Origin of the sequence: Marinobacter sp., from assembly GCF_041690455.1 — a bacterium.
GTDB lineage: Bacteria > Pseudomonadota > Gammaproteobacteria > Pseudomonadales > Oleiphilaceae > Marinobacter.
Genome location: NZ_JAWLHI010000033.1, coordinates 14,257 through 36,419, shown reverse-complemented (window position 1 = coordinate 36,419; position 22,163 = coordinate 14,257). Strand labels below are relative to the sequence as shown.

24 protein-coding genes are annotated in these 22,163 nt (G+C 61.3%); 9 read left to right on the top strand and 15 right to left on the bottom strand.

What is annotated here, in order from left to right; all coding sequences use genetic code 11:
• Positions 1 to 22: 22 nt before the first annotated feature.
• On the top strand, positions 23 to 946 hold the full coding sequence (locus ACESMW_RS09900; protein WP_372986864.1) for a DUF808 domain-containing protein: 924 nt from the start codon (positions 23 to 25) through the stop codon (positions 944 to 946).
• A 7-nt stretch (positions 947 to 953) separates the two neighbouring features.
• Here ACESMW_RS09900 and ACESMW_RS09895 read toward each other — a convergent pair whose 3' ends face one another.
• The 9 genes from ACESMW_RS09895 to ubiE form a co-directional block, all read right to left on the bottom strand.
• Positions 954 to 1,673 (bottom strand): 16S rRNA (uracil(1498)-N(3))-methyltransferase, encoded by a 720-nt coding sequence (locus ACESMW_RS09895; protein ID WP_372986863.1) that lies wholly within the window; start codon positions 1,671 to 1,673, stop codon positions 954 to 956.
• On the bottom strand, positions 1,670 to 2,458 hold the full coding sequence (gene tatC / locus ACESMW_RS09890; protein WP_372986862.1) for a twin-arginine translocase subunit TatC: 789 nt from the start codon (positions 2,456 to 2,458) through the stop codon (positions 1,670 to 1,672). The genes ACESMW_RS09895 and tatC overlap by 4 nt, the downstream gene beginning before the upstream one ends.
• Positions 2,455 to 2,910: a Sec-independent protein translocase protein TatB gene (gene tatB, locus ACESMW_RS09885; protein ID WP_372986861.1), complete on the bottom strand. Its 456-nt coding sequence runs from the start codon at positions 2,908 to 2,910 to the stop codon at positions 2,455 to 2,457. The genes tatC and tatB overlap by 4 nt, the downstream gene beginning before the upstream one ends.
• An 11-nt stretch (positions 2,911 to 2,921) precedes the next feature.
• Positions 2,922 to 3,158: a Sec-independent protein translocase subunit TatA gene (gene tatA / locus ACESMW_RS09880; protein ID WP_113861404.1), complete on the bottom strand. Its 237-nt coding sequence runs from the start codon at positions 3,156 to 3,158 to the stop codon at positions 2,922 to 2,924.
• A 91-nt stretch (positions 3,159 to 3,249) separates the two neighbouring features.
• The gene (locus tag ACESMW_RS09875) at positions 3,250 to 3,579 is read right to left on the bottom strand and encodes a phosphoribosyl-ATP diphosphatase (RefSeq protein ID WP_372986860.1); all 330 of its coding nucleotides are present in this window, start codon (positions 3,577 to 3,579) and stop codon (positions 3,250 to 3,252) included.
• A 10-nt stretch (positions 3,580 to 3,589) separates the two neighbouring features.
• Entirely contained in the window at positions 3,590 to 4,006 is a 417-nt protein-coding gene (gene hisI / locus ACESMW_RS09870; protein ID WP_372986859.1) for a phosphoribosyl-AMP cyclohydrolase, read from the bottom strand.
• Between the two features lie 28 nt (positions 4,007 to 4,034).
• Positions 4,035 to 5,678, bottom strand: coding sequence for a ubiquinone biosynthesis regulatory protein kinase UbiB (ubiB, locus tag ACESMW_RS09865; protein WP_372986858.1), 1,644 nt, complete (start codon positions 5,676 to 5,678; stop codon positions 4,035 to 4,037).
• Complete coding sequence (locus ACESMW_RS09860; RefSeq protein ID WP_372986857.1) at positions 5,675 to 6,316, bottom strand: SCP2 domain-containing protein; 642 nt, start codon at positions 6,314 to 6,316, stop codon at positions 5,675 to 5,677. The genes ubiB and ACESMW_RS09860 overlap by 4 nt, the downstream gene beginning before the upstream one ends.
• Positions 6,316 to 7,107: a bifunctional demethylmenaquinone methyltransferase/2-methoxy-6-polyprenyl-1,4-benzoquinol methylase UbiE gene (gene ubiE, locus ACESMW_RS09855; RefSeq protein ID WP_372986856.1), complete on the bottom strand. Its 792-nt coding sequence runs from the start codon at positions 7,105 to 7,107 to the stop codon at positions 6,316 to 6,318. The genes ACESMW_RS09860 and ubiE overlap by 1 nt, the downstream gene beginning before the upstream one ends.
• A 115-nt stretch (positions 7,108 to 7,222) precedes the next feature.
• Between ubiE and ACESMW_RS09850 the strand changes: the two genes are divergently transcribed.
• The gene (locus ACESMW_RS09850; RefSeq protein ID WP_092003733.1) at positions 7,223 to 7,501 is read left to right on the top strand and encodes a polyhydroxyalkanoic acid system family protein; all 279 of its coding nucleotides are present in this window, start codon (positions 7,223 to 7,225) and stop codon (positions 7,499 to 7,501) included.
• Between the two features lie 4 nt (positions 7,502 to 7,505).
• Here the strand turns inward: ACESMW_RS09850 and ACESMW_RS09845 are convergent, their stop codons facing one another.
• Positions 7,506 to 8,255, bottom strand: coding sequence for an FFLEELY motif protein (locus ACESMW_RS09845; RefSeq protein WP_372986855.1), 750 nt, complete (start codon positions 8,253 to 8,255; stop codon positions 7,506 to 7,508).
• Between the two features lie 68 nt (positions 8,256 to 8,323).
• The gene (locus tag ACESMW_RS09840) at positions 8,324 to 9,247 is read right to left on the bottom strand and encodes an alpha/beta hydrolase (RefSeq protein WP_372986854.1); all 924 of its coding nucleotides are present in this window, start codon (positions 9,245 to 9,247) and stop codon (positions 8,324 to 8,326) included.
• A 326-nt stretch (positions 9,248 to 9,573) separates the two neighbouring features.
• Here ACESMW_RS09840 and ACESMW_RS09835 point away from each other — a divergent pair, with 326 nt between their 5' ends.
• The 4 genes from ACESMW_RS09835 (at position 9,574) to ACESMW_RS09820 (ending at position 15,914) form a co-directional block, all read left to right on the top strand.
• Positions 9,574 to 10,974 (top strand): WS/DGAT domain-containing protein, encoded by a 1,401-nt coding sequence (locus ACESMW_RS09835; RefSeq protein WP_372986853.1) that lies wholly within the window; start codon positions 9,574 to 9,576, stop codon positions 10,972 to 10,974.
• A 172-nt stretch (positions 10,975 to 11,146) separates the two neighbouring features.
• Positions 11,147 to 12,253 (top strand): porin, encoded by a 1,107-nt coding sequence (locus ACESMW_RS09830; RefSeq protein WP_372986852.1) that lies wholly within the window; start codon positions 11,147 to 11,149, stop codon positions 12,251 to 12,253.
• A 252-nt stretch (positions 12,254 to 12,505) separates the two neighbouring features.
• On the top strand, positions 12,506 to 13,675 hold the full coding sequence (nosP, locus tag ACESMW_RS09825; protein WP_372986875.1) for a nitric oxide-sensing protein NosP: 1,170 nt from the start codon (positions 12,506 to 12,508) through the stop codon (positions 13,673 to 13,675).
• Complete coding sequence (locus ACESMW_RS09820) at positions 13,653 to 15,914, top strand: NahK/ErcS family hybrid sensor histidine kinase/response regulator (protein ID WP_372986851.1); 2,262 nt, start codon at positions 13,653 to 13,655, stop codon at positions 15,912 to 15,914. The genes nosP and ACESMW_RS09820 overlap by 23 nt, the downstream gene beginning before the upstream one ends.
• A gap of 194 nt (positions 15,915 to 16,108) precedes the next feature.
• Here the strand turns inward: ACESMW_RS09820 and ACESMW_RS09815 are convergent, their stop codons facing one another.
• Positions 16,109 to 16,786 (bottom strand): response regulator, encoded by a 678-nt coding sequence (locus ACESMW_RS09815; RefSeq protein WP_372986874.1) that lies wholly within the window; start codon positions 16,784 to 16,786, stop codon positions 16,109 to 16,111.
• 257 nt (positions 16,787 to 17,043) lie between these two features.
• Here ACESMW_RS09815 and ACESMW_RS09810 point away from each other — a divergent pair, with 257 nt between their 5' ends.
• From ACESMW_RS09810 to ACESMW_RS09800, 3 genes are read left to right on the top strand one after another with little or no spacing between them, the layout of a single operon-like run.
• The gene (locus ACESMW_RS09810) at positions 17,044 to 18,033 is read left to right on the top strand and encodes an ABC transporter substrate-binding protein (RefSeq protein WP_372986850.1); all 990 of its coding nucleotides are present in this window, start codon (positions 17,044 to 17,046) and stop codon (positions 18,031 to 18,033) included.
• Positions 18,030 to 18,806, top strand: a complete 777-nt coding sequence (locus tag ACESMW_RS09805) for an ABC transporter permease (RefSeq protein ID WP_372986849.1) — start codon at positions 18,030 to 18,032, stop codon at positions 18,804 to 18,806. The genes ACESMW_RS09810 and ACESMW_RS09805 overlap by 4 nt, the downstream gene beginning before the upstream one ends.
• Positions 18,799 to 19,467, top strand: a complete 669-nt coding sequence (locus tag ACESMW_RS09800) for an ABC transporter ATP-binding protein (protein WP_372986848.1) — start codon at positions 18,799 to 18,801, stop codon at positions 19,465 to 19,467. Before ACESMW_RS09805 ends, ACESMW_RS09800 begins: the two co-directional genes overlap by 8 nt.
• 179 nt (positions 19,468 to 19,646) lie before the next feature.
• Here the strand turns inward: ACESMW_RS09800 and ACESMW_RS09795 are convergent, their stop codons facing one another.
• Genes ACESMW_RS09795 through ACESMW_RS09785 form a run of 3 tightly spaced genes read right to left on the bottom strand, consistent with a single transcriptional unit; the run spans position 19,647 to position 22,148 of the window.
• Positions 19,647 to 20,453, bottom strand: coding sequence for an ABC transporter permease (locus ACESMW_RS09795; RefSeq protein WP_372986847.1), 807 nt, complete (start codon positions 20,451 to 20,453; stop codon positions 19,647 to 19,649).
• 1 nt (position 20,454) lies between these two features.
• Positions 20,455 to 21,177, bottom strand: coding sequence for an ABC transporter ATP-binding protein (locus tag ACESMW_RS09790; protein WP_372986846.1), 723 nt, complete (start codon positions 21,175 to 21,177; stop codon positions 20,455 to 20,457).
• Entirely contained in the window at positions 21,174 to 22,148 is a 975-nt protein-coding gene (locus tag ACESMW_RS09785; protein WP_372986845.1) for a YVTN family beta-propeller repeat protein, read from the bottom strand. Before ACESMW_RS09785 ends, ACESMW_RS09790 begins: the two co-directional genes overlap by 4 nt.
• Positions 22,149 to 22,163 lie beyond the last annotated feature (15 nt).

The window sequence follows — 22,163 nt, the reverse complement described above, 5'->3', positions numbered from 1 at the left end:
CACCAGAACAAGGAATCTGCCCATGGCAGGAAGCAGTCTGCTCGCACTGATCGACGACATCGCCACCATCCTTGATGACGTCTCCCTCATGACCAAGGCCGCCACCAAGAAAACCGCGGGGGTTCTGGGGGATGACCTGGCGCTCAATGCCCAGCAGGTCACCGGCGTGAAGCCGGCCCGGGAGTTGCCGGTGGTCTGGGCGGTCGCCAAGGGGTCTTTCATCAACAAGGCCATCCTGGTACCGGCCGCGGTGGCCATCAGTTTCTTTGTGCCCTGGCTGGTGACCCCGTTGCTGATGCTCGGTGGGGCGTTCCTGTGTTTCGAGGGCTTCGAGAAACTGGCCCACAAGTTCCTCCACGGCAAGGAGGATGATGCCCACAAGCAGGAGCTGCACGAGGCCCTGAAGAATCCGGATGTCGACCTGAAGGCGCTGGAAAAGGACAAGATCAAGGGTGCGATACGCACCGACTTCATCCTGTCGGCTGAAATCATCGCCATTACCCTGGGTACCGTCACCGGGCAGGGCATCGGTATGCAGTTCCTGGTGCTCACCGTGGTGGCGGTGATGATCACGGTCGGGGTCTATGGCCTGGTGGCCGGTATCGTGAAACTGGACGATGGCGGCCTGTATCTGAGCCAGAAGGACAGTGCCCTGGCCCAGCGCATTGGCGAGGGTATCCTCTGGCTGGCTCCCTACATGATGAAGACCCTGTCGATCCTGGGTACCATCGCCATGTTTCTGGTGGGTGGTGGCATTCTCACCCATGGCCTGCCACCGGTCTACGATGCCATCCATCACTTCGCCGAAGGCTTTGGCGGTATCGGCGCCACCCTGGCATCGACCCTGGCGGATGGCCTGTTCGGGGTTCTGGCCGGTGCCATCCTGGTCGGGGTGCTGACGCCCCTGATCAATTGGTGGCAGAATCGCCACGGGGAAGCTGCATAAGGCTGGTTTAACGGCAGGCGTCAACAAGCCGGCTGACCAACACCGGCACGGCGGTTTCCACCCTCAGGATCCGGGGGCCGAGATGAACGCCCTGGCAGCCGGCCTCTTCCAGCTTGCCCACCTCATACGGGGTGAAACCTCCTTCGGGTCCGATACACAGCACGGCCGGTTCATCGAGGTGCACAGGGCAGGGCGTGGGTGTGCCCGGATGGGCCACCAGTGCCCGCTTGCCGGCGAGGATGTCGGGAAGCTCGTCTTCCACGAAGGGTTTAAACAGTTTGCGGATGTGAACGGTCGGCATCACCGTATCTCTGGCCTGCTCGAGGCCCAGGGTCAGGTTTTCCCGCAGATTGTCCCCCGACAGCCAGGGGGTCTGCCAGAAACTCTTCTCCACCTTGTAGCTGTTGATCAGCCAGATGTCCTTGATGCCGAGGGAGGCGCAGGTCTGAAGTACCCGTCGGAACATTTTGGGGCGGGGCATGGCCAGGATCAGGGTGAGCGGCAGTGCCGCCGGCGGTTGCTGGTCCAGTGTTACCTGCAGTTCGGCTTCGGTGCCTGTCAGCCGGATTACCTCACCGGTTCCCATCAGGTCATCAACGCGACCGACGGGAATGCGGTCACCGGCGGCCACCTTCAGTACGGAATGCAGATGGGTCAGCCGGCGGCCGGTAAGCACGGCCCGGTCCGGCGTGACAAAATCCTCGTCAAACAGCAGTGCCAGGTTCATTCGCCGGGGAAATCTTCCGCATCCTCGCTGGCCACCTCCCGGCGGGCCAGACGCCCGAACAGGATACCGAACTCGAACAGGATCCACATGGGGACCGCCAGCAGAGTCTGGGAGATGATGTCCGGGGGTGTCAGCAGCATGCCGATGATGAAACAGCCAACGACCACATAGGGACGCTTGGCTGCCAGATCGTCCGGGGTGGTGGCGCCGGTCAGGATCAGCAGTACCGTGGCGATGGGAATCTCGAACGCCACCCCAAAGGCAAAGAACATCTTGAGCACGAAATTCAGGTAGCTGCTGATATCCGGCAGCTCCACAATGCCCTCGGGGCCGATGGCGGTAAAGAACCCGAACACCAGTGGAAACACCACGTAATAGGCAAACGCGGCGCCGGCATAGAACAGGATCACCGAGGTGAACAGCAACGGAAACGCCAGCCGCTTCTCATGGGCATACAGCCCCGGGGCGATGAAACTCCAGAGTTGGTAGAGGATAATCGGGATCGCGGCAAAGACCGAGAGCACCAATGCCAGCTTCAGGGGAGCGAAGAAGGGCGAGGTGACGTCGGTGGCGATCATGCTCTGGCCCACGGGCAGCAGTTCCCGGATCGGCTGGCTGAGCCAGAGATACAGTTCGTTGGCAAAGGGGTAGATCGCGGCGAAACAGATCACCACGGCCAGCACCATCTTCAACAGCCGGTTACGCAGCTCGAGCAGGTGCTCGATCAGTGGCATTTCCGGTTGTTGTTCGGGATGGATCTGGTTGCCGTCTGGCTGCTGGGTCATGAACGGTTATCCGACGGGCCTGATTGGGTCTCGCGTTCACCGGAGGCTTCGCTGGACGGTTCCGGTGTCTTGTTATTCTGGCTGTTTGCGCCGGAGGAGTCCGTTTGCTCGCCTTCCCCTGCCATGCGGCGTGTTGCCGGCGCCGGCCTGGGTTTGCGGGTTTCGTCGTCGGACAGGATCATGTGCTCGTACTTCTTGGCCTCATCCAGAGCCCCCCGCACGGTTTTTTGCACATCATCCAGACCGACATCGCCCGCTTTGCGGAGTTCCTCGCGCAGCTCCTCGGCTTTCAGTTGCCGGTCAAGCTCGGAACTGAACTGGCCGACCATACGGCGTGCTGCCCCCACCCAGCGCCCGGCAGCCCGGGCGGCCGTAGGGAGCCGTTCGGGGCCAAGCACCAAAAGGGCAATAACGCCGCAAATCAGCAGCTCAAGGAAGCCGATATCGAACATTCAGCCAGGTCTCAGCTGTGGGTTTTTTCCCGGGGCTTGTCTTCCGCTTCCGCCTGCTTGGGCTCGGCCTCGGACTTTTCTTCCAGGGAATCCTTTTCGTCCTTCGCGGTGTCGTCGTCATTCATGGACTTCTTGAAGCCACGGATGGCGCCACCGAGGTCGCTGCCGATGTTCCGCAGTTTCTTGGTTCCGAACAACAGGATGACAATGCCAAGTACGATCAGGAGTTGCCAGATACTGATACCCATGCGGGGTTCCTCATTCTCATTGTTTCAGTTAAGAGACATTGTACGTTAAAGGAGCCGTCATGCGGAAACCCCCGAAAGGGGTAACACCTGCCTACTTGCTCCGGGATGCCTTTTCTTCCAGTCCTGACAGGTCAAAACGCCGTACCAGCTCGTTCAGGACGTCGTCCGGTCCGAGTCCGAGCCGGGACAGCATGACCATGCTGTGAAACCAAAGATCCGCGGTCTCGTAGACCACATCCGAGGTTTCGCCGCTGTGCTCGGCATCCTTGGCAGCCAGCAGGGTTTCGGTGCATTCCTCACCGACCTTTTCCAGGATCTTGTTCAGCCCTTTGGCATGCAGGCTGGCGACATAGGATGACTCCGGGTCTGCATTCTTGCGGGCTTCCAGTACCTGGGCCAGGCGTTCCAGTACATCACTCACGGGCTGCTCCTTACTTGTTGCCATAGATTGCGTCCGGATCCTTGATGACCGGATCCACCGCAACCCACGCTCCGTCCTTCAGGGTACGGTAAAAACAGCTGCGTCGGCCAGTATGGCACGCAATGCCGCCTTTCTGCTCGACTTTCAGCAGAATCACGTCCTCGTCGCAGTCCAGCCGGATGTCCTTCACCACCTGTTGATGGCCGGAGGTCTCACCCTTGCGCCAGAGCTTGCCCCGGGAGCGTGACCAGTACACCGCGTGACCTTCTTCAGCAGTCAGCCTGAGGGATTCCCGGTTCATCCAGGCCATCATCAGGATCTCGCCGGTTTCGGCATCCTGGGCAATGGCCGGGACCAGACCGTCTTCGGTCCAGCGAATGGCATTCAACCAGTCAGGGCTGTCGACAGTAACGGAGCTTTCTTGCATTTATGTGAATCCCGGTTTGTCTTGTGGTTTAACGGCCGCCGCGCATCACCAGTCCGCCGGCGATGGCCAGCAGGGCCCAGCTCCATGCCGGCGTGTTCTCGACCCAGACCCGGGCCTCAGGCAGGGTTCCGATCACCGCCGCAGCCACCAGCACAACAGCCAGACCGGCCCGGCGCCAGCGTCGCTCGGTGCGGGCTTGCTGCTGTCGCAACAGCTTTAGTGTATCGCGGTTTTGCTGTTCGGTGGGTCCGGCGTGTCGCATCTGCAGCAGGGCATCGTGGATCAGTTGCGGCATTTCCGGTGACTGTTCCAGCCAGGAGGGCAGGTGTGACTGCAGTGACTTCAGCAACCCGGAGGGGCCAATGCGCTTGCGCATCCAGTCCTCGAGGAACGGCTGGGCGGTGCTCCAGAGATCCAGCTCCGGATAAAGCTGGCGGCCCAGGCCTTCGACATTGAGCAGGGTTTTCTGCAACAGCACCAGCTGGGGCTGGACTTCCATATTGAAGCGTCGGGCGGTCTGGAACAGACGCAACAGGAAGTGGCCGAAGGAGATGTCTTTCAGGGGGCGTTCGAAAATTGGCTCGCACACGGTGCGGATGGCGGCCTCGAACTCGTTGACCCGGGTGTCCGGTGGTACCCAGCCGGACTGAATATGCAATTGCGCGACCTGGCGGTAATCCCGGCGGAAGAACGCCAGCAGGTTGCGGGCCAGGTAGCTCTGGTCATCCGGGGCCAGGGTGCCGACAATGCCGAAATCGATGGCGATGTAGCGCGGGTCAGACGGGTTGGACACGTCGACGAAGATATTGCCCGGGTGCATGTCGGCATGGAAGAAACTGTCCCGGAATACCTGGGTGAAGAAGATCTCCACGCCCTTTTCCGCCAGTACCTTCATGTTGACGCCGGCCGCCTCCAGCGCGGGCACGTCGGCAATGGGAATGCCGTGGATCCGTTCCATCACCAGTACCGACTTGCGGGTGTAATCCCAGTCGATAAAGGGGATATAGATCAGCGACGAGTTCTCGAAGTTGCGGCGCAGCTGGCTGGCGTTGGCGGCCTCGCGCTGAAGGTCCAGTTCGTCGTGGATGGTGGAATCGTAATCGGCGACCACGTCCACCGGGTGCAGACGCTTGCCCTCGGACCAGTATTTCTCCAGCAGGCCGGCCATCAGGTACATCAGGGCCAGGTCCTGGTGAATCACCTTTTCGATACCCGGCCTCAAAACCTTGACCACCACACGCTGGCCATTGGGCAGGGTGGCGGCATGGACCTGGGCCACCGAGGCGGACGCCATGGGATCGGCGGAGAATTCCGCAAACAGCTCGGAGACCGGCTTGCCCAGGGAGGTTTCGATGATGTTGCGGGCAGTGTCGCTGGGAAATGGGGGTACCCGGTCCTGGAGCTGTTTGAGGGACTCGGCCATGTCGTCCGGCAGCAGGTCACGCCGGGTGGAAAGGATCTGACCGAATTTCACGAATACCGGTCCCAGCTCTTCCAGGGCCAGCCGCAGGCGATCGCCCCGGCTCAGTTTTGGTTGAGGGAACAGGTGCCAGGGGGCCAGCAGGAAGAACACCTTCAGGGGCGTCGGCAGTTCGGCGATCGGCAGAAACGTGTCCAGGCGGTAACGGCAGAATACCCAGGCAATTCGGAACAGGCGTCTCAGGCGGGTCACGGGTTCTCCGGTTCGTCAGTGATTTCGCGGTCTTCCAGCAGCCGGAGCCGGGCTTCCAGGCGCTCGGTGCGCAGACTCAGCTCATCGATATCCCCGAAGGTGGCTTCCAGTTCCCGGCGCCCGGGCAGGGCGCGGCTTTCCTCGTGGACGTATTCCTCGATATTCGCATTCATGGAGCGGACCGCTTCCCGGCTCCATTTCACCGCATGGCGCAGGCGTTTGCCAAGGAAGTGTGCCGGAACGTCACCGATGTGCCGGGCCATGGCAGCTTCCCAGTCGGGATCCAGCTGGTTCAGGGCCCGCTGGAGCTGGTGGGCGAGGCCGGTATCACCATCGACAGCCAGGCGCCCGTCTGAAAATACCCGGTCATCACCAACGGCCAGGGCGGCAAAGGCCAGCGGCCGGCCACTGATTCGCAGCGCCGGGTCCATTGGCGGCTGGCTGCTGACCTGGACCCTGTCCCCGGTTTGGTCGAGGGTATAGGTCAGTGGTACCGGGGCGGTTATGTCCAGCTGCACGGGGCCCGTCAGTGCTTTGACCAGGGACTGGCGGCCGGCCGGGTCCAGCTCGAGTGCCCGGTTCAGTGCATTCTCGATGATGGCGCTGGCCGCAGCCTGCAGGGTCGGGCCCGGGAACATCAGGGCTTGATTCCCACGTGCAGTGCGACGATGCCGCCGGTCATGTTGTAGTAGCGGCAGTTCACCAGGCCGGCGTTCTCCATCATGGCCTTGAGGGTCTCCTGATCCGGGTGCATGCGGATGGACTCGGCGAGGTACTTGTAGCTCTCGCTGTCACCGGCGATCAGCTGACCCATCAGCGGCAGCGCGTTGAAGGAGTACATGTCATAGGCCTTGTTCAGCAGCGGATTGGTGGGCTTGGAGAATTCCAGCACCATCAGCTTGCCACCGGGCTTGAGCACGCGGGCCATGTCGCACAGGGCCTGATCCTTGTCTGTCACGTTGCGCAGACCGAAGGCGATGGACACGGCATTGAAGTTGTTGTCCGGGAAGGGGAGGTGTTCGGCATCCGCCTGCACGTATTCGATGTTACCGGCGTAACCCCGGTCCATCAGCCGGCTGCGGCCGACCTGGAGCATGGAGGCGTTGATGTCGGCGAGGACGACCTTGCCCGACGGACCCACGAGATCCGAGAATTTCATGGTCAGGTCGCCGGTACCCCCGGCAATGTCCAGGACCTGGTGCCCCGGGCGCACCCCGGAAAGCTCGATGGTAAAGCGCTTCCAGAGCCGGTGAATACCCATGGACATGAGGTCATTCATGAGGTCGTACTTGCCCGCCACGCTGTGGAAGACGTCGGCCACCTGGCCGGCCTTCTGGCTTTTCGGCACGTTGCGGAAACCGAAATGGGTAACGTCGTCCTGGCCATTGCCGGAACCGGACGGATTGGCTGGCGTTTGCTGCTCGCTCATGGGGGCTGTCCTGTCAGAATCTGAACCCCGTATTCTAACGGTTGGCGGGGTGGCTACAAGTTTAATACCGCCTTACACTGTAAAACCGTTTCAATTTGGAAGAGAAAACTGATCCATGTCTGTCATCGATGTCCATCGCCCCCATTCACTGGACAAGGAACACGCCCGTCAGGCGGCAGAAACCCTGGCCCAGGACCTGTCAAAGCAGTTCGATGTGCATTACCAGTGGGAAGGTGATGTCATGAAGTTCAAGCGCAGCGGCGTCAAGGGGCATCTGAACATCACCCCGGATGACCTGCATATCCGTCTGGAGCTGGGCCTGATGCTGCGGCCGTTCAAGCACCGCATCGAGCAGGAGATTCACAGCCAGCTCGACCAGATCATCCAGGCCTGACGGCTCAGAGGTCGCCCGGTAGCTCGAAAGGCGCCGGGTGGCCCGCCAGAATCTGCTCCATTACTCTCCGTTCCCGCCACACCAGCCGTTCAATCAGGCCATCGACATTGTCCATCTTGCGGAAGGCACTGTAACCACGATGCAGAAAACTGTGCAGGTCGCTCAGGTCCGCCATTTCCGCCGGTGTTTTCGCCATGGACAGCAGCCAGCCCAGGGTGCGGTTGCGCACGTAGCGGTCCAGCTGCTGACCGACCTCCGCCACCAGTTGAATCTGCCTTGACCGGTCGTCCAGCCGCCGGCTTGCCCGGTAGGCCTCGCAGTAGACCGGGGTATCCAGTTCCGCCACCGGCTGCCGGTTCCGGTCGAGCAGTTCGGCCAGTTCCAGGTCCAGCTCCTGAGTCACCAGGTTCAGCTCCACCAGCCCGGCAAAGGTATCCAGCAGGTTGTCCGGCAGCCATTTGACCATTTTCGGGAACACCCGGTCGATGTTGTCGTCCCGGCGGGTCATGCCGGCGGGTGCATAGAGATCGGTGAGCAGGAATTCCAGGCCGGCGCGGTAGCCGGGATGGTCATACAGGTCCCGGTGGGTGGCTTTGAGTCGCCGGGCCTGCCAGTCCGCCACCCTGAACGTGTCCTCCGCCAGCGGGTGCTCCGCCTTGTGCTGCCGGAAGTCGTGGTACGCCAACAGCAACCGCTGAAGCCGGCTTGCCGCTTCGGAATGAACAGGGGTGGCGACGAAGCGGTCACGGTACATGGGGCAGCTCCGCTAAACCGTGGATGGGGGCGCCAGTTTAGCGGAGCGGAACCGGAGATGCAGCAGGGTCAGCCCTGGGCGGTGGCCGGCAGGGTCTCGAAGCCCGGAACCCATTCCTTGCTATCCAGGGTAATGAAGTGGCTCGGTGCCTGCGTTTCCACGATCCGCATGGTGGTCGGGCTCTGGCGGGCGCTGGCCAGCATGGCGGAGCGGTCCAGAATCCGGTCCACCGCCGGGATCAGGAAGGTGCCGTGGCGGATATGCTGGTACACCGAGGTGTCGGTCCGCGTCATCCAGTCCATGATGTTCTCGATGTTGCGGACAATGGTCAGATGATCCTTGGTGGCGGAGAACAGCTTGCTCAGCAGCTGCTTCTTGCGTGGATTCATCTTGCCGAAGAAAGTCTGGCCGTAGGCGGACTGGGGTGCACTGTTGATCAGGCGGATCAGCCAGGGCCACATGCCATGGCTGACCGGTTCCAGCAACATGGTCACCAGGCCATGCAGCCGCCCCTGGGGCAGCACCGGGGCCTCGAGCACCACCTCCACTTCCTCGTAGAGTTCGGGCCATTGTTTCATGGCTTCCAGGAGCACCGCGCCGCCGCGGGAGTGGCCATGGACTCGAATGTTACGGGTGGTGGGCAGGTTCGCGAGTGCTTGGTTGAGGATGCAGGCATCGTACTCGATGGTGCCTTCCAGGTGCTTGATGGGCACCTCCCAGTCCGGAGTCTCGGGAGTGACCCCGTTCACCGGAATGTGGTAGTTGCTGCAGGTCAGCAGGATCAGTTCGGTGGTGGCGCCTTCGTAGGCCTGGGTGAAGTAGCAGTGATTCTCCAGGAAGCCGTGCACACCAATAACCGTCTGCTCCGCCTTGCCACTGTGGTTGCGGACCGAAACAGCACCTTTACCCACACGATAGACCCGGCCCGAGAACATCTCGGAGTAGGCACTCTCGATGGGCTTGATCAGCTTGCGAACATGACTCGCTTTCATACCTGCTCTCCCCCCAGCACTGCAAATGTCGATTATTGGTATTGGTCTGTGCTGGTGACCTTGTTGTACCGCGATGGTGGCGGGCATTTAATGGCGCCGGGAACACTTTTTTCGGCATTCCCCGGCCAATAGACAGGTCCCCGGACCCGCTAATAACCATTGCATCAAGGCTTATAACCAGTATAGGACTGAACAGTTACTCACGTGTAATTTTTTGTAACCGTGTGCGGCGCTCGCCGTGTGGAGCCGTCTCGGGTTGTCTGGCACAATGCGGTGTTCGGTTTTTACGTACCATTGGATGTTACTGACCCCGGGGACCCTCAGGTTTGAGTCAAGCGCAATCGCATCTCCTGCTGCCCGCAGATTCGGCCTGGCTGGCACTGGAGCGCCCGGATAATCCGATGACCATTACCGTGATGCTGAGGGTCGATGGGCTCACCGCGCCCCGGTTTCGTGAATTCCTTGAGGTGTACTGGATTGCCTGGGAGCGCTTTGTGCATCGCCCGGTGCAGAGAGGCCCCGGCTGGTGGTGGCAGCGGGATGCCGAGTTCGATGTTCGTCGGCACCTCGATGTGGTCATCGAGCGCTTCTCCGAGGCAGGGCTGCAGGAATGGGTCTCTGCCCGGCTGAATGAACCCCTGCCGCTGTTCCGTCCCATGTGGAAGTTCTGGCTGGCACCCAACGCCCCGGGCGGTGCCGCGCTGGTGTTACGAATGCACCATTGCTACGCCGATGGTCTGTCCCTGCTCGGGATTTTTGATCAGCTCTGCCCGGCGTCACCCCGGCAGCATCCGGCGCTCTACGGTGCGCCGGAACAGGGTGAGTTTTCCCGCTGGACCGAAGCTGCCCAGACCTGGTTGGCTCAGTTGGCGCAGGGGCAACAAGAGCGGGAAAGCGGGGCCGATGAGTCCCGGTCTGCGACAGCTTCCCTGGAGCACGCGGGGCAGGCCCTTGAGCAATACGCCCAGAAAGGCCTGCGCTTGCTGAACGAAGTCACGGACTTTCTGGTAGAGCCCGAAGACTCCCCCTCCGAACTCCGACGGCCGCTGCTGGGCAGGCGTCATTGCCGCTGGTCGGCACCGGTTCCGCTTGAGCGCTTCGGTGCCATTGCCCGGACTACCAACGTCACCATCAATGATGTGTTGCTCAGTTGCGTGGCAGCCGCAGCCCGGCCCAGATTGGGGCTGAGTGATGACGAGCTGGAACAGGCGGTCATGCATGCTGCGGTGCCGGTGGATATCCGTGGCCGTCTGCCGGAGGAGCTGAAACCGAAGCCCGGAACCTTGGGAAATTACTTTGGTACCGTGTTTGTACCGCTGCCGGTGGATGGCGAAAGCTCCCTGGAGCGGCTGTACCGGATCAAGCAGGAAACCCGCCGGCTGAAGAAAAGCTGGCAGCCGGGAATTGCCTGGGGGCTCGCCTCCACCGCCTCGGTGATCCCCGATCCGTTACGCCAGCCCATCGCCGATGTGTTCTACCGCAAGGCGTCGGTGGTGGTGTCGAACGTGCCCGGCAAACGGGAGCCACGCTATCTTGCCGGCTGCCGGATTACCGAACAGATGTTCTGGGTGCCGCAGGCCGGCGATATCGGTGTCGGTATCAGCATCGTCAGCTACGCCGGCCAGATCCAGTTCGGTGTGGTGGCGGACGAGTCGGTGATATCGGATCCGTCGTCGTTCCTGGATGACTGCGTGCAGGAGCTGGACCGTTTTCCGGGTGGGTCGTAATCCCAAAGTTGCGATTCTGAACCCTCCCAAATGAGCAGCAAACCTGCTCCCTTGTGGCATTTCCCCCCTTTCTCCCTTCCCCGACCATGGAATTCGGGCGACAGAGTGCGCCCCGGATTGTCGGCCTGCCTCAGGTCCGCAATCCCGATTTCCAACAACAACCGGGGGAATTATGAACAACAACAACTTCAGAAAGTCAGGTCTGGCACTGGCCATGGCAGCGGCCATGGGCGCAAGTACAGGAGCCAATGCGGCGATTGAGGTCTATAACGAAGACGGCACCTCGTTTTCGGTGGACGGTTATTTCAATGCTTTCTATGTGAACCGGGACGACAAGGTGTCCGACACCCGGAACTCCGATGTGAAAATGGGGTTCCTGCCGAACACCATTGGCTTCAATTTCAGCAAGGAAATGGGTAATCTGACCCTGGGCGGCCGCTCCTCATTCTGGTCCACTATTAACGACAGCCTGCAGTCGCCCACCGACACCGCCATCGACGTGCGCCAGCTGTACGCCACGGTTGACGGTTCCTTCGGCCAGGTGCTGATTGGTAAGGATTTCGGCCTGTACGCCCGCTCCAACATCTTCCTGGATGAAATTCTCATGGGCTTCGGTTCCCCGGGCGCGGCCACCGGTGTCTCCTTCGGTAACATCCGGGCGGGGTATCCTTACCCGAACCCGTCCGCCCAGATCACCTACCGTTCGCCGGACATAGGCGGGCTGAAGGTGGCTGCAGGTATTTTCGAACCGGCCAACACCACGCCGGGCGCCCAGTCCGAACAGTCGGCACCGCGCTTTGAGGCGGAAGTGACCTACAGCGCGGACCTCAATGGCGTCAACCTCACCGGTTGGGTCAACGGCCGGTCCCAGAGTTCAGAGAATGCCACGACTTCCGTTGATTCCACCGGCCTTGGTTACGGGCTCAAAGCCTCTGTCGCCGGTTTGTCGGTTACGGCTTCCGGGTTCACCTCCGAGGGCGATGTGCCGGTGCTGATCACCGACACCGCCACCCCGATTGCAGAAGAAGACGCCGACGGTTACCTGGTCCAGGGTTCCTACACCCTCGGCGCCAACCGCTTTGTCCTGTCCTACGGTGAAACCGATTCCGACCAGGGCGACTTCGAGACCGAAAATACCTCGGTAGCGTTTTTCCACGACATCAACAGCAACCTGAAGGTGGTCGCCGAGTACAACATGTTCGAGCAGGTGGCCAAATCCACCGGGGCCGAGCAGGTGGACGCAGACACCATTGCCCTGGGTGCCATCGTCACCTTCTGAGCGCTATCGTCACCACGGCGTTGTCCCGATGCCCGGCAGGAAGCCGGGTGCCGGGCGCACTTTCCTAAGACTAAAGTGCCGGTTTGTTGGCACCTGATTGGCTGGCGCCACCGGGCATTGATGAAGGAGGTTGTTTAATCAATGGCTTATGATCATTTTGGCGCGCCGATAAAAAGCACGGAAGTCGCATTGGCAGGTTACGGGGATGCCGTAGAATCGGTGGAAATCCCGAAACCTTTGGAGCCGGTGACCATGAGGCCAGCGACGACCCTGCCGGCAGTCAGGGTGGCAAGCGCGAGCGTACGAGATCCGGTGCTGGCGGCCACCCAGCTTGCCAGCCAGTTGAGCCACGAGCATCTTGGCTGTGTCCTTTTCTTCTGCTCGGCCGAATACGACCTGCAGCGGCTGGGGCCAGCGCTCGAACGTGCCTTTTCGGAGGTCCGTGTCTGCGGCTGCACCTCGGCCGGGGAAATCACCCCTGACGGCTATGGCCGGGGCTGCATCACGGCCATCGGCTTTGACCGGCGTTATTTTGCCATCGATTGTGCCCTGATCTCGGCCCTGGACCGTTTCACGCTCCAGGATGCCCAGGGCGTTATCGACGGCCTGCTGGCGACCTGCCGGGACGCCAGGCTGGCCCCGGTGAAGGGCAATACCTTTGCCATTACCCTGCTGGATGGCCTGTCCAGCCGGGAAGAACTGGTGCTCGCCACGCTTAATTCAGCGCTCGGCACCATTCCCCAGTTCGGGGGATCGGCCGGCGACGACGAACGCCTGGCCAATACCCATGTGTTTTTCGACGGTCAGTTCCACACCGGAGCGGCCACGGTGATGCTGGTGAACACGCCGCTGGATTTCCGGGTGTTCTCCACCCATCACATGGTGGATCGAAGCGAGAAACTGGTGGTTACCGATGCCTGCCCGGAGAGCCGTACCGTGTTCGAGCTCAACGCCGAGCCGGCGGCCGAGGCCTATGCCCGGGCGGTGGGTGTCAGCGTCGATGCCCTGGACCGCAAGACCTTCGCGCTGCGGCCCTTGGGGGTGAAGATCGGTGGCCATTACTTTGTCCGTTCCATTCAGCGGGTCAATCCTGACGGCAGCCTGACCTTCTACTGCGCCGTCGAGACCGGCATTGTGATGACCGCTATGGCGCCGGAAGCCCTGCTCGACAGTGTGCGCGAGCAGATCGAGGCCTCCGAGCGGGTGGTGGGTGCGCCGCTGGTCACCATCGGTTGCGACTGCTTCCTGCGCCGGCTGGAGGCGGAGCTGACCGGTGAGGTGGATGCGGTGTCCGAGTTCCTGCGACACCACAAGGTCATAGGCTTCAATACCTACGGTGAACAGTTCGACGGAATGCATATCAACCAGACGTTTACGGGGGTGGTGATTGGCCAGCCTGATGCCCGCTCGGGAACATCCTGAGGACCTCAAGGAAGAGCTGAAGGACCGGCGTATTGCCGAACTGGAGGCTGAAAACCAGCGGCTGCGCCGCATCCGTGATGCCCTGATCGTGCGGGTGGAATCCGGTGTCGCCCATAAGCCCGAGCCCTATGCGGCGTTCGAGCATTCCGTCATCCTGGCCGAACAGGTGCGCGAGCGCACGGATGCCCTCAACCATGCCATGGAGGAGCTCAAGGCCAGTAACAAGGCCCTGAGCCGGGCCCGGGAGGAGGCGGAAACCACCCGCCAGCGACTCAGCGATGCCATCGAGAGTATCGCCGACGGTTTTGTCCTGTTCGATCGCCAGCACCGGCTGATCCAGAGCAACAGCCGGTTTCGCAGTTACTGGCGACATGTGGGTGTCAGCGCCCCAAACGCCGGCACCTCCATTCAGGAGGTCAAGGCCCGGGCCGTGGCGTCGGGACTCATTGTCGAAGAGCACCGGCATGAAGACGCGGAAGGTGCGGTATTCCTCCTCTCCAATGACCGATGGGTACAGGTGACCGAGCGGCCGACCCGGGAAGGTGGTCTGGTGGTGCTGTATTCCGACATCACCGACGTCAAGAACAGCGAGATGGCGCGCAGGATCAAGGCCCTGGAAGAGAGCGAGCGCTGGATCCGCGTGGTCACCGACCATGTGCCGGCGTTGATTGCCTATGTCGGCGCGGATATGACCGTGCAGTTCTGTAACAAGGTCTACGAGGCCTGGTACGGGCGGGAAGGCACCCCCCTGTTGGGGCAGCGGCTGGACCAGATCCACTGCCCGGAATTCTACCAGCGATTGCTGCCCCAGATCATGGAAGTCCTGGACGGCCACAACGTCACCTTCGAGCTGGAGGAGACCGGTGAGGCCGGGGAAATCCGTTACATGCTGCGCTCCTACGTGCCCAACTTCGACGAGTTCGGCGACATCATCGGCTTCTTTGTACTGATCCGTGACATTACCGACCGGCGCAAGACCGCCCTGGCACTGGAGCAGGCCTACGATAACCTGGAGCGCCGGGTGAAGGAACGCACGGCGGCGCTGACCGGGCTCAACAACCAACTGCGCCAGGAAATTTCGGAGCGTGCCGCGGTGGAGGGCCGCCTGCGGGATGCCAAGCAGGAAGCCGAGCGCGCCAACATGTCCAAGACCAAGTTCCTGGCTGCGGTCAGTCATGATCTTCTGCAACCACTGAACGCTGCCCGCCTGTTCACCAGCGCCCTGCAGGAACAGTCCTTCGGGCCCAAGGCTGAGGGACTGGTGCGGTCGGTCAGCACATCCCTGGATGACGTCGAGAACCTGCTCGGCACGCTGGTGGACATCTCCAAGCTGGATGCCGGCGTGATCAAGCCGGACGTCACCGCCTTCGACTTGCGGGATCTGCTCAATAACATCGCCCGCGAGTTTCGCCAGATGGCGCTGGCAGAGAACCTGACCCTGGATTTTGTCCCCTCGTCGGTGGTGGTGGAGTCTGATTCGCAGCTGTTGGCCCGGATACTGCGCAACTTCCTCACCAATGCCATCCGTTACACCAGTTCGGGGCGCATTCTGCTGGGTTGTCGGCGGCGGAAAGAGCACGTGCTGTTGCAGGTCTGGGATACCGGCCCCGGGATTCCCGAGGACAAGCTCACCGAAATCTTTCAGGAGTTCAAGCGTATCCGCCCCAGCGGTTCGCAGGCGGACAAGGGCCTCGGCCTGGGCCTGGCCATCGTGGACAAGATCTCCCGCATGCTTGGGCATGAGGTGACCGTGTCCTCGGTGGAGGGTAAGGGTTCGGTATTCAGCGTACGGGTACCCCTGGGCCAGCTGCGGCCGGGTCGACCGGGAGCGGATAACTCAGGGGTGGGCAGCCTGGACGATGGCCTGAGCGGCGCCCGCGTGTGGGTCATCGACAACGACCAGGCCATCTGCCAGGGCATGAAAACCCTGCTCGAGGGCTGGGACTGCCGGGTGGTGACTGCGGTTTCCCTGGAGGATCTGGAACGGCAGCTGCCGATCGAATCCTGCCCCGTGGATCTCATCCTGGCGGATTACCATCTGGATAACGACGAAAACGGTGTGGACGTGGTGGGGGAAATCAACCGCCGGCGGGCGGTTCCGGCGCCGGTGTTGATGATCACCGCCAATTACACCAACGAGCTGAAGCAGCATATCCGCGAGCTGGGTTACCTGCTGATGAACAAGCCGGTGAAGCCGCTGAAGTTGCGGAGTGTGTTGAATCATGTGATTCGGGGGTGAAACCGGGGCTGCGTGAAGGAGGGGTCAGAAGAAAGCTTTCTTCAGACCCCGATGGGGGTAGAGCAGGGCTTTGGCATGAAAAAGGGGTCAGATGAAGGTTTTCATCTGACCCCGAAGCAAGTCCATGGTTTCGCCCTACTCAGGGGTCTGATGAACTCGTTCATCTGACCCCATGTTCAATTTCTGCCATACCCTCAGCGCTTCAGATACTGACTGAAATCCACATCACTGGCAGACAGAATCGCCTGCACCCGGTTATGCACCCCCAGCTTCCGCAGGATGGCGGATACATGAGCCTTCACCGTAGTCTCCGCAATATTCAGGTTATAGGCAATCTGCTTGTTGGATTCCCCCTTGGACATCCGCTCCAGCACCAGCAGCTGCCGGCGGGTCAGGGAGTTGAGCAGTTCCGGTGAGATCGGGTTGTCATCGCTGCGGCTGCGGCGATGGCTGCTTTCCTTGCCGGTGCGGATGATATCGGAGGGCAGGTAGACATTGCCGTTGAGGATCTGCTGGATGGCCTCGGTCATCTGGGCCCGGGGCGAGGATTTGGTGATAAATCCCACGGCGCCATAGGTAATGGCCTGCAGGACCACCTGCTTGTCTTCCTCGGCGGAGACAATCACCACCGGAATGCTTGGCGCCTCGTTGCGCAGGGTGATCAACCCATTGAGGCCGTGCATGCCCGGCATGTTCAGATCCAGCAGGATCAGGTCCAGGTCGTCGTTCTCCCGGGTGATCGCGAGGGCGCTATCGAGGTCATCGGTCTCGATGATTTCACTGCCTTCGAAACCGGAAGAAATCACACTGCTGATGGCTTCGCGGAACAGCGGGTGGTCGTCGGCAATCAGAATCTTGTACGCCGGCTCCATGAATGTCTCCGCCTGTTTGTTGTCGGTGTCAGGACTGGTACCCGAGTCATGATAGCGGTTTTCCGGAGAGAGTGCGGCATCAGGCTCGTTCAGCATGGCGTCCTCCTGTGCAGGGGCGGTTGAACCTTTCCCCTGATTATTATTGTGATCGTTTCATTACACGCCATATTGGCTATCGGTTGAATGCGACCATCGCACCAAAAAACAGGCACCAAAGTACTATTCTGGATGGTTGTCCGGGTTCGTATCGTGGAGCTATGAACCAACAAAGAACAATAAAGCCCCGGCAACACGGCGCCTGTCTTATCAAGGGTCTGATCCTCGCGCTGCTGCTGGCGACCGGGTCGGCGCAGGCCCAGCCTTTGCCGGTCCTGTCCCTGAGCGTGCTGCAATTCGGCACCGCCCACTGGGAACTGGACCACCTGAAACACCGTGGCCTGGACCGGGCCAATGGTTACCGCCTGGAGCTCCGGCCCGTGGCCAATCTGCCTGCGTCCCGTCTGGCGGTGACCAGCGGCAGCGTCGACGGCGCCGTGGCAGACCTGCTCTGGGCCCAGTCCCGCTACGCCGCCGATGCGCCCTACCTCTATGTCCCGTTTTCCTCCCGGATCGGTGACATCGTGGTGGCCGAGGATTCCGACATCGCTTCGGTGGCGGATCTGGCAGGCCGCCGCATCGGCGTCGCCGGAGGTCCCGACAGCAAGGGCTGGATCCTGCTGAACCGGGTGGCCGATCAGCAGGGGATTTCCCTGGCAGACAGCGTGGAGCTGCAATTCGGTGCGCCGCCGCTGCTGAGTCAGGCCCTGAAACGGGGTCAGGTCGACGCCATCGTCACCTACTGGCATTTTGCCGCCCGATTGAAAGGACAGGGCGGATGGCGGTCCGCCTTCGCCATGGAAGACCTGCTCGCCGAGCTGGGCCTTGACACCAACCTGCCAGTCCTCGGCTATGTTTTTCCCGAAGCCTGGGCGCAGTCTCACCGCGAACTGATGGATCGCTTCGCCCGTTCGCTCCGACAAACAAAACAGGAGCTGGCAGAGGACCCTGGGCATTGGCAACGCCTCAGAGCCCTGATGCGGAACCCGGACTCCGGCGAGTTCGAAGCCCTTCGGGAGGGCTTTGTCGCAGGTACCCCCCAACCGCTGACCGACCAACGCATAACCGACCTGCAACGCCTGCTTGAACTGACCGGCGCCGACCCCGACCGCCTCATGCCGGCCATATTGTTCTACCGGGAGGCACCGTGACCACCCGGACCGGCCAGCCACCTGCCTGGAGCTACTGGGTGGTGCTGCCGACCGTGATTCTGGCCTGGGCGGGCCTGGCCGTCGCTCTCGACACCCCTCTGTTACCCGCCCCGTTCGCGGTTCTGGACACCCTCTCGGCCGAGGCTGCCAATGGCGAACTCTGGCACCACCTCGGCGCCACCCTCGGCCGTGTCCTCATCGCCTTTGTCCTGGCCATGGCGCTGGGCACCGCCATCGGAGTGACCATGGGCCGCTCCGCCACCACCAACGCCCTGTTTGATCCGTTGCTGGTGGTGCTACTCAACCTCCCGGCCCTGGTCACGATCATCCTCATGTACGTCTGGTTCGGCCTGGTGGAAGTCGCTGCCGTACTGGCGGTGGTGATCAACAAAGTCCCCAATGTCGCGGTCACCGTCCGCGAAGGCGCCAGGAGCCTGGATCCGAAACTGGAAAACATGGCCACAGTCTATCGCTTCACCCGCTGGCAACGGTTCCGGGAAGTCTGGCTACCCCAACTGTTTCCCTACCTGATGGCCGCCACCCGGGGAGGCCTTGCCCTGATCTGGAAAATCGTCCTGGTAGTCGAACTGCTCGGCCGCTCCAGCGGCGTCGGCTTCAAACTCCATCTCGCCTTCCAGGTCTTCGACGTGGCCACCATCCTGGCTTACAGCCTGGCGTTCATCGCCGTCGTCCAGCTCATCGAACTGGCCATCCTGCAACCTGTGGAACGCCGCGCCAACCGCTGGCGGAAACCGGAGTTGGCCCATGCTTGAATTGAGAATCGAGGGGCGCAGCTTCGGCCAGCCGGTGCTGGGGGAAATCTTCACCACCATCCGTCAGGGTGACCGAATCTGCCTGCTCGGCCCATCCGGCATCGGCAAAACCACCTTGCTTAATGCCATCGCTGGCCTCGACGGGTCCATGCCTGACGCGGCCGTGCCTGGCCGGAACAAAGCTCGGGTAGGGTACCTGTTCCAGGAGCACAGACTGCTACCCTGGCGTACCCTGCGTCAGAACCTGGCTATCGTTGGTGCTGGTGATGCCGACATTGAACGTCTATTGGCCAGTGTCGGACTTGCCGGCTACGCCGATCATCTGCCCGACCAACTCTCTCTGGGCATGGCACGCCGCGCCGCGCTGGCCCGATGCCTGGCGATCCAGCCGGATCTGTTGTTGCTGGACGAGCCGTTCGCTTCCCTCGACCCGGTTCGTGCCACCGAACTCAAAGAGCTGATTCTCGACCTGCTGGACCGGTACCCGACAATGGCCATGATCTGCGTCACTCACGATGCCCGGGACGCCACTGAGCTGGCGAACCGTCTGTGGTACCTCGATGGCCAGCCGGCGTGTTTGCAATGGGATGGCACAATTGCAGCGCAATCTGGAGTGGAAAGCCTGGTCCAACGGTTACGCACTTTGGACCAAGTGGTCTGAATTACCTTGAAATCGTTATCTGAGAAGCCTTCACTTAAGTTGATTGAAGGCGTTGGGTGGGGCTGTCCAAAACTGTGCGGAGCCATGGATGGCGGAGCTCAAGCGTCACAGGGACGTGCCGAAGGAGCGGGTTTTGGACAGCCCCACCCAGCGCCTTCCAACTCCGGAGGCTGAGGGCTTCAGGAAACCGGTCGCGTCCCCAGGATCTTCGTCCGCTGAGGCCGAAATCCGGCCGTGGCAAGCAAGGCCAAAACAACGGTCACCCCGGCAGTAATGCCATAAGCCACCGGATTCCACTCCAGATACAGCGAAAACCGGATCGCCTCCACCGCATGGGTGAACGGATTGATCTGGCAAACCCAATACAACCACGGACTCGCCTCATTCATTTTCCAAAGCGGATACAACGCCGAAGACATGAAAAACATCGGGAAAATGACAAAATTCATCACTCCGGCAAAATTCTCTAACTGCTTGATCCAGGTAGCAATCAGTAGCCCCAGCGCCCCCAGCATCAGACTGGTCAGCACCAGCGCCGGCAACACCGCCAGATAGCCCCAAAGCGGCGGCTCCACATCCACCAGCAGCGCCAGCAACAGGAACACATACACCTGCCCGATCGACACCACCCCCATCGCCAGCAGTTTGGTCACCAGCAGGAACGGTCGCGGCAGCGGACTCATCAACAGCACCCGCATACTGCCCAGCTCCCGGTCATACACCATCGACAAGGCACCCTGCATGCTGTTGAAAAGGATGATCATCCCGCACAGCCCCGGGGCAATGTAGGTCTCGTAGGTAATGTAAGTCTGATAGGGCGGGATAATGGAAATGCCCAGCACCGCCCGGAAGCCGGCGGCAAACACCACCAGCCACAGCAGCGGCCGCACCAGCGCACTGGCAAAGCGGGTCCGTTGCTGCCAGAACCGCAGCCACTCCCGGGTCTGGATGCCGACGAAACAGTGCCAGTAATGAGCTGCTTTCATATCAACCGGCTCCGGTCAGGGCATGGAAAGTGTCCGCCAGGGTCCGGGCGCCTTCGGCCTCGCAGATGGCCGACCCGGCCCCGTCCGCCATCAGCTGGCCCTGGTGCAGGATCAGCACCCGGTCACTCTCCCGGACCTCCTCAATCAGGTGGGTGGCCCAGAGCACGGTCAGGCCGTCCTGGTCACAGAGCGTCCTCACGTATTCATTGAGAGCCTTGCGGCTGGCCACATCCAGGCCAACTGTCGGTTCGTCCAGGAGCAACAGGGAAGGTTCGTGGAGCAGGGCACGGGCAATCTCCACCCGGCGGCGGTGGCCACCATTGAGCTGGCGGACGGCATCGTTGGCCCGGTCCAGTAATTCAAAACGCTCCAGTTCCCGGTCGCCACGGAGGCGGGCCTCCCTGCGGGACAGTCCATGCAGGGCGGCGTGGTACTGCAGGTTCTGGCGTACCGTCAGATCCAGATCCAGCGCGTTCTGCTGGAACACCACACCGATCTGGCGCATGGCCTCAGCGGGCTGTTTTTTCAGGGATTGCCCGGCCAGCACGATATCCCCCTGTTGAAGCGCCAGCAGTCGCGTCAGCAGTCCGAACAGGGTGGACTTTCCGGCACCGTTGGGCCCGAGCAGAGCGTGGAAACGGCCAGAGGTCAGCGCGAAGCTGACCTCCCGGAGCACCGGCTTGTCACCGTAGTGAAAGCCGAGGTTGCGCGCTTCAATGGTCATGAAGTCGGATCGATGACCACACCCCAGGGGTAGCGGCCTACCTTGATGGATTTGATCACCTTCAGGTCCTCCACATCGATCACCGAGACATCCCCGGAAACCCCGTTGGTGGTGTAGAGGTGCTTCTCGTCCTTGTCCAGGTCCAGCTGCCAGACCCGGCTGCCCACCAGCAGGTAGTCCAGCACTTCATAGGTTTGGGCATCAACAACCGCCACATGGTTGGAAGGGCCCAGGGCGACAAAGGCGTATTTGCCGTCAGAGGTCAGTTCGATGCCCACCGGCTGAACCCGATCCTGATTCACGCCGGGCACCTTGAACGACATCTCGTGGATCTGTTCCAGGTTGTCGACATCAATGATGTGCACTGTGCCGCCAATTTCAGCCGAGGCCCAGGCAATCTTGCTGTCCTTGCTGAACTCCACATGGCGCGGGCGCTGGCCCACCACGATGTTCTTCTCGATCTCGAAGGTCTCGGTGTTGATCCAGTGCAGCATGCTGGTGGTTTCGGAGGTGTTCACCGCCCACTTGCCATCCGGGCTCACCGCCATGCCTTCAGGTTCAATGCCGACATCAATCTGCGCCAGCACGTCCTTGGTCTCCACATCCACCACGGTCACGATGGCGTCGTCCTCGTTGGCGATGTACAGATGCTTGTTGTTCGGGTGCAGGGAGAACTGCTCCGGATCCTCGCCGGAAGGCAGGGTGTCAACGATTTTGCGGGTGGCCAGGTCCAGCACCTGGACGGTGTCGTCATCGCTGGCACAGATGTACAGCCTGGTGTGATCCTTGGATAGCAGGATGCCCCTTGGCCGTTGCCCCACCTCAATGGTTTCGACCACGTCCTGACTTTCGGTATCAATGACCGAAATGGTGTTGTCCTTTTCGTTGGACACGTAGGCGAGGCTGGCAAGGGCCGGCGTGGACAGGCCGATCATGGCGGCCAGGGCGGTCTGTTTGAACAGGGTTTTCATGATTTGACTCCTTCT

What these genes read in the sequence shown, in the direction of transcription:
- ACESMW_RS09795 (WP_372986847.1), bottom strand. Translation starts at nt 20,453, where the DNA reads ATGAAAGCAGCTCATTACTGGCACTGTTTCGTCGGCATCCAGACCCGG.
- tatC (WP_372986862.1), bottom strand. Translation starts at nt 2,458, where the DNA reads ATGACCCAGCAGCCAGACGGCAACCAGATCCATCCCGAACAACAACCG.
- ACESMW_RS09860 (WP_372986857.1), bottom strand. Translation starts at nt 6,316, where the DNA reads ATGTTCCCGGGCCCGACCCTGCAGGCTGCGGCCAGCGCCATCATCGAG.
- ACESMW_RS09845 (WP_372986855.1), bottom strand. Translation starts at nt 8,255, where the DNA reads ATGTACCGTGACCGCTTCGTCGCCACCCCTGTTCATTCCGAAGCGGCA.
- tatA (WP_113861404.1), bottom strand. Translation starts at nt 3,158, where the DNA reads ATGGGTATCAGTATCTGGCAACTCCTGATCGTACTTGGCATTGTCATC.
- ACESMW_RS09840 (WP_372986854.1), bottom strand. Translation starts at nt 9,247, where the DNA reads ATGAAAGCGAGTCATGTTCGCAAGCTGATCAAGCCCATCGAGAGTGCC.
- ACESMW_RS09790 (WP_372986846.1), bottom strand. Translation starts at nt 21,177, where the DNA reads ATGACCATTGAAGCGCGCAACCTCGGCTTTCACTACGGTGACAAGCCG.
- hisI (WP_372986859.1), bottom strand. Translation starts at nt 4,006, where the DNA reads ATGCAAGAAAGCTCCGTTACTGTCGACAGCCCTGACTGGTTGAATGCC.
- ACESMW_RS09820 (WP_372986851.1), top strand. Translation starts at nt 13,653, where the DNA reads ATGCCCGCTCGGGAACATCCTGAGGACCTCAAGGAAGAGCTGAAGGAC.
- ACESMW_RS09900 (WP_372986864.1), top strand. Translation starts at nt 23, where the DNA reads ATGGCAGGAAGCAGTCTGCTCGCACTGATCGACGACATCGCCACCATC.
- ACESMW_RS09785 (WP_372986845.1), bottom strand. Translation starts at nt 22,148, where the DNA reads ATGAAAACCCTGTTCAAACAGACCGCCCTGGCCGCCATGATCGGCCTG.
- tatB (WP_372986861.1), bottom strand. Translation starts at nt 2,910, where the DNA reads ATGTTCGATATCGGCTTCCTTGAGCTGCTGATTTGCGGCGTTATTGCC.
- ACESMW_RS09830 (WP_372986852.1), top strand. Translation starts at nt 11,147, where the DNA reads ATGAACAACAACAACTTCAGAAAGTCAGGTCTGGCACTGGCCATGGCA.
- ACESMW_RS09895 (WP_372986863.1), bottom strand. Translation starts at nt 1,673, where the DNA reads ATGAACCTGGCACTGCTGTTTGACGAGGATTTTGTCACGCCGGACCGG.
- ACESMW_RS09850 (WP_092003733.1), top strand. Translation starts at nt 7,223, where the DNA reads ATGTCTGTCATCGATGTCCATCGCCCCCATTCACTGGACAAGGAACAC.
- ACESMW_RS09800 (WP_372986848.1), top strand. Translation starts at nt 18,799, where the DNA reads ATGCTTGAATTGAGAATCGAGGGGCGCAGCTTCGGCCAGCCGGTGCTG.
- nosP (WP_372986875.1), top strand. Translation starts at nt 12,506, where the DNA reads ATGAGGCCAGCGACGACCCTGCCGGCAGTCAGGGTGGCAAGCGCGAGC.
- ACESMW_RS09815 (WP_372986874.1), bottom strand. Translation starts at nt 16,786, where the DNA reads ATGGAGCCGGCGTACAAGATTCTGATTGCCGACGACCACCCGCTGTTC.
- ubiE (WP_372986856.1), bottom strand. Translation starts at nt 7,107, where the DNA reads ATGAGCGAGCAGCAAACGCCAGCCAATCCGTCCGGTTCCGGCAATGGC.
- ACESMW_RS09810 (WP_372986850.1), top strand. Translation starts at nt 17,044, where the DNA reads ATGAACCAACAAAGAACAATAAAGCCCCGGCAACACGGCGCCTGTCTT.